The sequence below is a fragment of the Methanophagales archaeon genome, assembly GCA_021159465.1.
GTDB lineage: Archaea > Halobacteriota > Syntropharchaeia > Alkanophagales > Methanospirareceae > G60ANME1.
In genome coordinates, this window is sequence record JAGGRR010000161.1 from 1 (window position 1) to 10758 (window position 10758).

Below are 10758 nucleotides of genomic sequence, written 5' to 3' on the forward strand. Positions count from 1 at the left end.
TAAAATATAAGGACTATAGGACTATAAATGGGCTTATTCCAGGTCCAGAGGCTTGCTGAATGGTGACATTTTGGAGGGGGTTAATACTCTTCAACATCCCCGGGGAGGTTTTCAATACTTTTATCATACTCCGGTTCTTCTATTATTATCTCTTTATACAACTTGATGTTATTCTTAAAAAGCACATCATACACTGTGTTATAATCATCTTCAATAGCTCGCTTCCATCTATCCTTAAATACTCGTTCAATTTCTGTATCTCTATATTCTTCTGGAAATCTGAAATACAGTTTTACTTTCCCATTTTCCACATTCACCGATTGACAATACCAATGCCCCCACCATATAAACTTGCTTCTAACTGGAATATCCACTAATTTCAATCTTGTCATATTTACTCTTTTATAGGTTCTGTCTAAGGTATCAGCGAGCCGCAAGAGGGCAGCTAAAAGACGCAGTCTCATACGTTCACCCAGTATAGAAGTTTCTTTTAACTCCTCATCCTCTATATTTAGTTTTCTGTGGTACTTTGAGACTTTAGCTATAAACGTTGCGAAATGCTTGCAATCTTCAGATTCAGACCTCAGCCCAAGTTCCACAAGTTCTTCAGGCGGATTTTGTGAAACGCTATCCTCTATTATTGCTGCACTTGCTATGTGGTGGTTCTCTCTGATCTTCTCCAGTTCTTCGTCAGTATATTCATTCTCAGCTTTTCTGGGCAAACCCGCATAGGCAGGGAATTGCATTCCAATATCGTGGAGATAAGCAGAAGCAAGCAATACAAACCTTTCATAAGTGTTTAATAGATTAGCGTGCGTTTCAAGAATCTTTCCAAGATAAGTAATGATATTCTCCGAATGCTCTATTCCGTGTTTTGTATAGTGTCGAAGAATCAATCCACCTCCCCAAACCTTACTTACATTTTGTTCTATATTCAACAAACACAACTCAAGGGCTCTGCCCTTTTCGCCCCGAAGTTTCAAGCTTCCTGGAATTTTTATTCTCATATTCCCCTCTCCTTTGTAGCTTGCAATGTGTCTGACGAATTGCGGATATGGGTGAGCGTAAGCGCGGGCATCTCTATTCCTATCCTCCCATATTTGATATGCTGTCTATTTTTGATATTTCTTGTTTCTTGCAGGCATTACCTTATTTACCATTACCAGGCATTCTTTACAATTTGGATTCAATCTATCTCTGCTTTTTTACCTTCTCCTGCAAATCAGTCCTCAAATAAGCAAGCATTCTACTTCTTACGCGCTACGTATCTCCCTCGCCGTTCTATCTCTGATACGCGGGTCAATACCTGTGGAGCATCGGGCAAGGAACGCGTATAGCCCTTTATAAAGGACTCCTTCAATTCTTCCCATGACTTACACGTTGCTTTTAGGCTCTGGAAGAAGACATGAACGTCCACACCCCTTGCTTCAATGCTCGAATCGAAGAACGAGAGCCCGAAATCTATGAGATAAAGGATATTATCGCTGCCGAGTATAAGATTGGAAGTGGTCAAATCGCCGTGTATTATACCATTTCGATGCAATTTGCCGACAAGTTCACCTATTTGCTCGCTTATATGGGGCGTTATCACTTCCCTGACTAAATCCCCTTCTATTCGCTCCATCACCAGTGTGTAATCGAAGATATCGAAGATGATAGGTGTAGGTATACCCTTTCTTCGCGCTTCTGATATTAGTTTCGCTTCGCTTTTTGTCCTCTCCTTCCTTATCCGCTCATCTATCTCTTTTATCCTATATCGCTTCCTTATTCGCCGCTTAAAAACGAATCCATCCTTAAACTCTATTATCGCCTCTGCACACTGTATCATGATGATAAAAAAATCCTTCTTTCAAAAAGAAAGCTTTACCAAAGAGATATTATACTTTATGTACTATAATAAAGCAAAAATGAAAAAAAGAAAAAGAGAGAAATATTTACAATGTGATGACTTTCTTCACTTTTCCCAGTTCTGTCAACAGATCCTGTAATTCCAGCTTCTCCAAACCCTCCGGCACATCAAACCTTGGTGGTTTCCCACCTAAAAGTTTCATCCATGCATAGCAGGCATACAGGCGAACCCCGGCATCTCTTGCCATCTTTATCAGTTCGAATGGGTCCGAAGGGACGCCCATTTCCGCGGCATTCTTCTTTATATCATCCGCATAGCTTTCCAGTCCCGGATCATAGCGGAATTTCTTATCTATCAGTGCCGACAAACCTTCCTGCAAAAACACCACTGCTATGTCCTCTCCTGCCTTACTCCTATTTGCAGCAACCACGAGTGCACTCAAATAGGAGTTTATCGTTCCCTCCTTACATAGTATTATGGTATCGGTCATTTCTTATCACTCACCATAGATAGATGGTTTTCACTACTTATAAAGTTTTTATCATATATAAAGTATAACTTCTTCCCATCTTCTTCATACTGGGTATCTATATGCTCCAGCCCCGAGCCCTCACCATCTTACCGTGGAATTATCGCACTGTTACCCGTTGGGTCATCTATTATCAGCCTCATCTTCGCTTTACCTGCCTTTATATCCTCTATATGCCTCAATATGCGTTCCGCACGCTCCTTCCTCGCTCCTTCTTCTTCTCTACTCAGCATCTTCACCACTCGCTCCACTCGCATCAGTACACCCTCCACCGTTGTGATGAACGACTCTCCTCGCCTTGGCTCCACACTCACTCCCAGTTCCGGTATCTCAATTCGCCCATAGGAAGACCTTACCACTGTGATATTCAAATCTTCCGTTGAGGATACGAGTATCTCATGCCTCTTCCTGTTTTTATCACCTGATAAGAGCATCACATCAGAAGAATGATACCCACAGGATGGGCATGATACCGTAAACAGCATGATATCGCCAAAATAAGGTATATTATAAGGTTTAAATTCCAGATTACTTTCCGCTCCACAGACCGGGCATCTCTCCTTCATTCACTTCACTTCACTTTCCACCCACCTTCTCCCTATCTATCCTCACACCCCCGGGCGCCACTATCACCTGATCCTCTCCAATACCTGCGATATCACCACCGACATCAAGAGTAGCCAGTTTGAGGTCTTTTATCGCCTTCTCTATCAGTACCTTGTCATGCTTTGCCAGCGAAATATCCAGAATCAAGAGGTTACCCGCATATATCTCCTTCTTTAACTCAGGAATATCGTATAATCCTGTTAACTCCGCTGTCTTTACATACATCTTCACCTCTTCCTTCTCTTCCAGCTCCTCCTCGTACTCATCTATGTCCAGGTCGAAATCCAGATAATCATCCTCTTCCTCCTTCCGCCCAAGAAATCTACTCAGACCTTCTTTTAAACCCATTCTTACCTCACCCTTTCAAGAATATAATCCCTTCTCTATAATATATATTTAGCTTAGCTCTTCTTCCTCTTTGCGAATAGCGAGGGTAGGTGAATTGCATAAGAACCATTCTGCTTTAGCCCCATAACTATCTCTCGCTTCTCCATCAATGCGTCCAGATTGAGTTCATAGACACCAGCACTGAGAATCCTTAAACTCTCAATTTGTTCCTCAGGTCTTATCTCCTTACCCTCTTCTATCACTATTCTATCAACCAGCTCTCGGGCTTCCAGGTCTCCCCCATCTCTTATGTAGAGGAATAATCTACCACCGCATTCCGGGCAACCATTCAGCATCTCCTTGGTTATCCGCTCGAATTTCTTACCGCATTTCAAACATTTGTGCATCTCCCTCTCCTATCCTATTCCTCTTTCTTCTCATCTTCCCCTGTATTGTCATGTTGTGGAAATAATAGCGCTTATCAGGTCCTTATCCTTCCTTATCGTCTTCATCTTCGCTGCAGGTCCGATAATGGTGAGCCGTGTCTTCCTCCTCAAATTCAATAACCCCCTCTTGGTTGGATACCCACTTATCTCTATGCCCGTGAAACTTTCATCCACCTCCATCATCGTGAGTTCTATCAGTTTCATCTGCTCCTCTGCTGTCAGTCCACCTTCCAGCACCACTATATTCCCGGATTTCACTCCATCTAATATAAACCTCAACTTCTCCATTGAACCCATAGATTCTACCTTATCTCTGGATACTACGTTCATCTCTATTCCGATCTGTTCTTCAGTCCCTTCCCCTTCCTCTTCACCCGAAGACTTTTGCCATTTCTTCATATAACTCCTCCATGTTATCCCCTTTCAATGCCGATACGGGCACCACACGATGCTGCGGGAAGGCATTTTTTATACGTTGAGGAGCAGCATCGGGCAGATCAATCTTGTTCGCTGCGATGATAATAGGTATACCTCTTGCTTCCATATTCCCTATTATAACAACATTCGTTTGCGTATATGGGTCTGCTGTAGAATCCATAAGTAAAATAACACCATCAATATCGTCAAGCCACTTTATTGCCTCTATAACACCTTCTGTAGCCTCCTTCGCTCGCCTCTTCGCTTCATCCTCCTCCAGACCATAAGCCATAAAATCACGAAAATCTATCTTCGTTGCCAAACCCGGAGTATCAACCACATCGAGCGTCAACTTCGCTCTGCTCCTCTTTGGGCTTGGGTCACGAACACGGTCACGCTCACGGCTGCTGTTGCGGTTGCTGTTCTGAGTCCTCCTCTTGAGGTCTATGAGAACCCTTTCCCTCTTGATTACCCGTCTTGTCTCATGTGGTATCTCTGTTGATACACCCATATCTTCGTTATCGTCCACAAAGGTATGTATTATCCTGTTTGCCAATGTCGTCTTACCCGCGTTTGGTGGACCATAAATACCAATCTTCACCGCCTTCTTCTTGAAGAAGAGAGCTGTTATCAGCTTTGATAAAGCTCCCCTCATCCTCTCCCTCACGCTCATCTCCGTTAAATATTCCCAAAGGGCTTAAATTTAATAAAACCTTATTCCTTCTTAGGTATAGGTAAATAAGTTTATTATGAAATCCTTGATACATCGGGAGAGTTCGGAGACAGAAGAAATTGGTTGAGATAGAAGGTGCAGAAGGGGAGGTTATACGCGTACGTATACCGCAGCGGAAGAATAGAGAGGTGTTAGCAATAGTGGAGAAGATGCTGGGAGGGCGGAGGGTGCTGGTCCAGTGTGAAGATGGTGTGGAGCGAATGGCAAGAATACCAGGGAGATTAAAGCGGAAGCAATGGATCAACGTTGGTGACGTTGTAATCATCGTTCCATGGGAGTTCCAGGATGAAAAAGCTGACCTAATCCATAAATATACAAGACCACAGGCAGAATGGCTGAGAAGGAAGGGCTATTTGAAGTAGAGAGATGGTTGAAGCGGGAAGAGAGGCAGTTACCAAAGGGCAAAAAGAAGAAGAAGGATTATCGTGATGTAAAGACCGAACAATATGTCTTTGACCTCCCCACTTTAGAGACACTGTATAAATTCACGAAGCAGGGTATAATAAAAGCGCTGGGTGGACCTATAAGCAGGGGGAAAGAAGCAGTGGTCTTTCACGCACTGGGTGCATCAGATCAGGAACTGGCTATAAAAGTGTATAAGGTGAGTACCTCTAACTTCAATGCCATGCTTGATTACATAATCGGAGACCCGAGGTTTGAGCACATAAGGAGGGACCGGAGAACTGTAATATTCGCATGGGCGCGTAAGGAGCTGAAGAACTTGAAACGAGCTTTTGATGCCGGTGTTCCGGTTCCAGAGCCGATTGCATGCAATAATAATGTATTGATAATGAAATTTATAGGAAAAGAGGGCATAGCAGCGCCGAGATTGCGTGATATCCCTATTGATATCTTACAGCGTGACTTTGACCTGAACGAACTGCTCACATGTATAGTAGGGTACTTGAAGAGCCTTTATAAAAAGGCAAGCCTGGTTCATGCAGATCTCAGTGAGTTCAATATACTGATGCGGGGCTATGTGGAGGATGAATTGGAGGTGGAGCCTGTACTGATAGATATGGGGCAATCCCTGCTCATTAGCCATCCAAACGCTGATAAATTTCTCAGACGCGATGTTGGAAATATCGTTTTTTTCTTTAACAGACTTGGTTTAAAATGTTCAGAAGAAGAAATAATCCGCGAGATAAAGGATGATGAGAGATAAAAGATGGCAATAATACAGTATGTTAGGGTACCTTTGGATAGAATTGGTGTGCTCATCGGGCATAATGGAATCGTGAAGGAGGAGCTTGAGAGGGCGTCAGCAAGCAGGATAAATGTGGATAGTGAGAATGGTGAGGTATGTATAGAGAGTATAGAGGGCATGGAGGGAGAGGACCCTACAAAGACATTGAGAGTGGTAGATGCAATCAGAGCGATAGGACGTGGCTTCTCACCTGAGAAAGCTTTTGCACTGCTCGAGGATGATTCCCTCCTATTCGACGTTATCTCGCTCGCACATCTCACGCCAAAGACGCTCAAACGGATAAAAGGGCGTATAATAGGACAGAAGGGTAAGACAAGGCGGGTGATAGAGACGCTTACGGGCGTTAAAATCTCTGTATATGGTAAGACCGTGAGCTTAATAGGCTATCCGGAGCAGATAAAAGTGGCGAGGGAAGCTATAGAGATGCTGATAAAAGGGACTCCGCACAGTACTGTATATACTTTCCTGGAACGTAAAAGGCGAGCTTTGGAGCCCGAATGGTGAAAAGAGACAAAATAAATATTATTATAGTGGAATGAATGATGAGTATAAAGAAGAGAGGAAGCGAATGGTTGACCTTCTGAGGAGGCAGGGAGTTAGTACAGGGGTATTAGAAGCTATGAATCGTGTAAAGAGACATCTCTTTGTACCTCCTGAACTGAGAGACCAGGCATATGGTGATTATCCATTGCCTATTGGTGGTGGGCAGACGATAAGTGCACCGCACATGGTGGCGATGATGTGTGAGTATTTAAAATTGGAGAAAGGGGATAAAGTGCTTGAGATTGGTGCTGGTTCCGGGTATCATGCTGCTGTCATTGCTGAGTTGATAGGCACTGAGGGTCGTGTATATACAGTAGAGCGACTGCCTTTGCTGGTTGATTTCTCGACCCGGAATCTGAGAGATGCGGGCTATAAGAATGTGGTCGTAGTATCAGGTGATGGAACGCTTGGACTTCCTGAACATGCACCTTTTGATAAGATATGCGTGACATGTGCAGCTCCATCTGTACCACCGCCGTTGCTCGAACAATTGAAGATCGGGGGTAAGATGGTCATACCCATTGGGAGATATATACAGGAGCTATACCTGGTGGAGAAGAAGAACGGGATCGAGAAGCAGAGTAAGTGCGAGGTCGCCTTCGTACCCCTGATTGGTAGATTTGGTTTCAGGTAAGATGTAAGATGTAAATGTGGGATGTAAGAGTAAAATGAGTGAGGAGATGGTATCGCCCGCGAGCGGTCGGATATTGAGAGTTATAGAAGGAGAAGAGAGAACGATCTCCATATTCATGCATCTTCATAATCTCCATGTCACCGCTGCGCCACTGGATGGCATAGTAAAACGGATAACACCAGAGATGGGCACTTATAAGCCCGCATTCATGCGAATCAGCGATTTCAATACGAGGAATACAATTGAGCTGGATACGAGGTATGGTGCTATAAAGGTGGTTCAGATAGCGGGTTTCTTCACGCGCAGGATAAAGTGTGAGGTGGAAGAAGGGCAGGCGATAAGCAAGGGAGAGCGAATGGGAAAGATATGCTTCGGCTCTCGTGTTGATGTGAGCGTACCAGATGGATTTGAGCTATGTGTGGGGAGTGGTGCACGGGTGAGATGCGGTAAGACTGTTATAGCGGTATTATCATAAATTATTGAGTCACAGAATGCCACCATTCCATGATATATTCCGGCAATTTGAAGCCACGTTGATTCAAGCGTTCGACCAGATGCAGTGGTAGCGGACTGAGAGCAAATGTAGCACGTTCATAGAACTCGATTGGTGAAGATGGTATGATGAAGCTCTTGGACTCTCGCGATAATGTGGATTCATTGCCAACGATGGAATAAACATAGCCACCAAATTTCTTCTGCTCATTGCACCAGCCGAAGAGTGGCTCCGTCTCACCGGACCATGAGACCAGGAATAATATATCTCCGGCTCGCGGTCGCGGAGCAAAAGGACCGGACAAATAAGCCTCATCGCCTATCGCCCTTTTAACATGCTGCAGCCTTATCGCAGTCATCTTCGCTACGTTCCTCGCCGGACCCAGCCCACCCATGGTTATCCGGCTTCTTGTCTCCAATTTAGAGATGATATCTCCATAAATCTCTGAATTGATAAATCCATTTACAATACTGGTTATTACCTTTGATTCCGCATCTATCTTCTCGAATACGGCATTATAGTCTGCGTGCTCGTTTATTGCCTCCTTTGTCTTCTGGAATAGGAGTAAGGAGCCCAGCTCGTAAACATCGCTCATAATGCCATGTTTGAGGAAAGCATTGGTCGAGTTAGACCTTTTACCTCTACCTTTCAGTTCTACCATATTGGCATATTCTTTCTCCCCTATCTTCCCTATTGATGAGTTGGGATTCGATACGACGACATCAATGGAGAATTTAGGGCTTCCTGTACGCTCTATATACTCAGAGAGCTGTTTAACCACGATCTTAGGTGTTGAAGTCTCACCACTTCCTGAATTGACAAGCAGTGCTATCTTGTCATGCTTCTTCTCCAGTATTGGTGCAGCTTCAAGGATGTTCCTGCCCGGGAAGTCTATATCAACCGGTGTCCGTACCACCTTGTCCATCTGTCCCATGCCGATGTACAGAGCGCTCTGAGACCTTCCCTCTCCAACGAGGATTATACAGTCGGCATCGAAGAGGTCCCTGTAGAATGGCTTAAACTCCCTCTTCTTCACATTGTGAACATTTCTTATCACGCCGTCTATATAGCGGACTTCTCGACTGACGTTGTTCTGGTTCATATTCTGGTTCATATTATACATTCACAGGCTGAAAATTTCCATCATGTATTTTTAAACTTTTCGCTTTTTCCCGACAGAAGGCAGAGCTGAAAATATAGACAAGTATTATAAATAATAATTAATAAGTGCGGGCAGCAAGGACTCTACTCCCGCTGCGTGTGCAGATTACACATCCTTTTTTACCACTACCTTCCCCTTCTTCTCTTTCCACTACCTCCTTATCCTCGTACACCTCTCCCAGTACGCTTACTCCAAGCGTATCCTCCAGTTCTTTACCGCAGCTCTCGTTATCACACAGGGTCAAGGAGATGATACCGTTTCTCACCGCTTTTCTTAACTCATCCATCTTGCTGTCTTTTTCACTTACACTTACACCTATACTTATATTTCTAATATTCGAGACGAGCTTTTCTTTCGCACGCGCGTATAGATGCCGCTGAATATCATCCAGTGTTTTCTTAACCTCAGGAACAGCAGTGTTAAGAGGTACCTGGGTCTTCCTGAAGTCGTCACGTCGTACGAATACACAACTGTTATTATTCAGATCCCGGGGTCCTAACTCGATCCGTAGGGGGACTCCCTTCATCTCCCAGTAGTAATACTTCGCACCGGGTCTCTCCTGGGAGTCATCTAGGATGACTCTCACATCCGCTTCTTTCAGAGCTTCATACAGACTGATACAGGCTTCCTTCACCTCTTCCATCCCCTTCCCGTTCTTATCGCCTGAGAATATGATAGGCACAATAACCACCTGGATAGGCGCCACTCTGGGCGGTAAAACCAGACCATGCTCATCACCGTGTACTGCGATAACTGCAGCTACGCATCGCTCGGAGATACCATAGCACGTCTGATTAACGAGCTTAGATGAGCCATCCTCAGCCTCATATCGTATATCAAAAGTGCGGGCAAAGCTCTCACCGAGCAGGTGGATGGTGGCGATCTGCATTGTCCTTCCATCGGGCATGAGCGTATCAAACGCGATGGAATATTCAGCGCCCGGGAATTTGTCCCATCTCGGTCTCTTTGTTATTACATAAGGAACGGCGAGCTGGTCAAAGAAATGCCTATATAGAGCAATTGCCTTCTTTATCTGCTCCTCTGCTTCTGCTCTACTCGCATGTGCGGTATGTGCCTCTTTGAAGGAAGTTATCTCACGGACTCGAATCAGAGGTCTCGTGTGCTTCGTCTCATATCTGAAGGTGTTCACAATCTGGTATACACGAATGGGCAGGTCACGATGTGATCTTATCCAGAGTTTAAAGACCGGATATATCGCGGTTTCGGATGTGGGACGTAGTGCAAGAGGGATGTCCAGTTCGGTACTTCCTCCGTGGGTAACCCAGAATACCTCCTCCTCAAAGCCCTTTATATGTTCCTTCTCCTTTAATAACTCATCTCTTCGTATCAGTAAAGGGAACAGTACCTCCTCATGCTCCTTATCCATAAGTGAGCGCAGGATGTTGTAGATTAAGTTCCTTAACTTGAGTCCGTAAGGATACCAGACATATTCACCCTTCACCGGGTATCGCACATCCAATATCCTCGCACGCTTCAATATCTCATTATACCATCTACTGAAGTTATCCTCCTTCTCTAAAATGCTATCGCTATCTTGCTGCATACAAAGCCGCTGGTGGGATTTGAACCCACGACCTACTGATTACGAGTCAGTCGCTCTACCACTGAGCCACAGCGGCTATTGTCTCTATTTTTGTTCTTATATCACTTTTTTATTTTATGGGTTATTAATTTATTAGAACTCATAGAAAGGATAAAAAGTGGAAACACTGTGAAGAGTCAGTGTGGAGAATTGAAAGTGGATAAGAAAAGAAGACAAATACCAGCGTAAAAAGCTGCTTTGTATTGCAG

General features: G+C 44.3%; 15 protein-coding genes and 1 tRNA gene. 5 read left to right on the top strand and 11 right to left on the bottom strand.

Annotation, left to right across the window (positions count from 1 at the left end):
- Positions 1-80 precede the first annotated feature (80 nt).
- The 8 genes from J7J01_07095 to J7J01_07130 all read right to left on the bottom strand — a co-directional run bounded on the left by J7J01_07095 (position 81) and on the right by J7J01_07130 (position 4829).
- Positions 81-1007: an HD domain-containing protein gene (locus tag J7J01_07095; GenBank protein MCD6210638.1), complete on the bottom strand. Its 927-nt coding sequence runs from the start codon at positions 1005-1007 to the stop codon at positions 81-83.
- A gap of 239 nt (positions 1008-1246) precedes the next feature.
- Positions 1247-1828, bottom strand: coding sequence for a Kae1-associated kinase Bud32 (locus tag J7J01_07100; protein MCD6210639.1), 582 nt, complete (start codon positions 1826-1828; stop codon positions 1247-1249).
- A gap of 106 nt (positions 1829-1934) precedes the next feature.
- The gene (locus J7J01_07105) at positions 1935-2339 is read right to left on the bottom strand and encodes a DsrE family protein (protein ID MCD6210640.1); all 405 of its coding nucleotides are present in this window, start codon (positions 2337-2339) and stop codon (positions 1935-1937) included.
- Positions 2340-2467: 128 nt separating this feature from the next.
- Positions 2468-2944, bottom strand: coding sequence for a ZPR1 zinc finger domain-containing protein (locus J7J01_07110; protein MCD6210641.1), 477 nt, complete (start codon positions 2942-2944; stop codon positions 2468-2470).
- A 10-nt stretch (positions 2945-2954) separates the two neighbouring features.
- Positions 2955-3332: a cell division protein SepF gene (gene sepF / locus J7J01_07115; protein ID MCD6210642.1), complete on the bottom strand. Its 378-nt coding sequence runs from the start codon at positions 3330-3332 to the stop codon at positions 2955-2957.
- A gap of 53 nt (positions 3333-3385) precedes the next feature.
- On the bottom strand, positions 3386-3718 hold the full coding sequence (locus tag J7J01_07120; protein MCD6210643.1) for a hypothetical protein: 333 nt from the start codon (positions 3716-3718) through the stop codon (positions 3386-3388).
- A 48-nt stretch (positions 3719-3766) separates the two neighbouring features.
- Positions 3767-4156, bottom strand: coding sequence for a DUF2073 domain-containing protein (locus J7J01_07125; protein MCD6210644.1), 390 nt, complete (start codon positions 4154-4156; stop codon positions 3767-3769).
- Positions 4128-4829: a GTP-binding protein gene (locus J7J01_07130; protein ID MCD6210645.1), complete on the bottom strand. Its 702-nt coding sequence runs from the start codon at positions 4827-4829 to the stop codon at positions 4128-4130. Before J7J01_07130 ends, J7J01_07125 begins: the two co-directional genes overlap by 29 nt.
- Before the next feature lie 137 nt (positions 4830-4966).
- Here J7J01_07130 and eif1A point away from each other — a divergent pair, with 137 nt between their 5' ends.
- Genes eif1A through J7J01_07155 form a run of 5 tightly spaced genes read left to right on the top strand, consistent with a single transcriptional unit; the run spans position 4967 to position 7766 of the window.
- Entirely contained in the window at positions 4967-5269 is a 303-nt protein-coding gene (gene eif1A / locus J7J01_07135) for a translation initiation factor eIF-1A (protein ID MCD6210646.1), read from the top strand.
- A complete protein-coding gene (locus tag J7J01_07140; GenBank protein ID MCD6210647.1) occupies positions 5239-6072 on the top strand; it encodes a serine protein kinase RIO in 834 nt (277 codons plus the stop codon). The genes eif1A and J7J01_07140 overlap by 31 nt, the downstream gene beginning before the upstream one ends.
- A 3-nt stretch (positions 6073-6075) precedes the next feature.
- Positions 6076-6618 carry a hypothetical protein gene (locus J7J01_07145; protein MCD6210648.1) on the top strand — a complete coding sequence of 181 codons (543 nt, stop codon included), beginning with the start codon at positions 6076-6078 and terminating at the stop codon, positions 6616-6618.
- A 31-nt stretch (positions 6619-6649) separates the two neighbouring features.
- Positions 6650-7291, top strand: a complete 642-nt coding sequence (locus J7J01_07150) for a protein-L-isoaspartate O-methyltransferase (GenBank protein MCD6210649.1) — start codon at positions 6650-6652, stop codon at positions 7289-7291.
- Positions 7292-7325: 34 nt separating this feature from the next.
- Positions 7326-7766, top strand: a complete 441-nt coding sequence (locus J7J01_07155; protein MCD6210650.1) for a phosphatidylserine decarboxylase — start codon at positions 7326-7328, stop codon at positions 7764-7766.
- A 1-nt stretch (position 7767) separates the two neighbouring features.
- On the opposite strand, the gene J7J01_07160 is transcribed toward J7J01_07155, so the two are convergent.
- The 3 genes from J7J01_07160 to J7J01_07170 form a co-directional block, all read right to left on the bottom strand.
- Positions 7768-8898, bottom strand: coding sequence for a hypothetical protein (locus tag J7J01_07160; protein MCD6210651.1), 1131 nt, complete (start codon positions 8896-8898; stop codon positions 7768-7770).
- Positions 8899-9004: 106 nt separating this feature from the next.
- Positions 9005-10510: a proline--tRNA ligase gene (locus J7J01_07165; GenBank protein ID MCD6210652.1), complete on the bottom strand. Its 1506-nt coding sequence runs from the start codon at positions 10508-10510 to the stop codon at positions 9005-9007.
- Positions 10511-10514: 4 nt separating this feature from the next.
- A tRNA-Thr gene (locus J7J01_07170) sits at positions 10515-10586 on the bottom strand.
- Positions 10587-10758 lie beyond the last annotated feature (172 nt).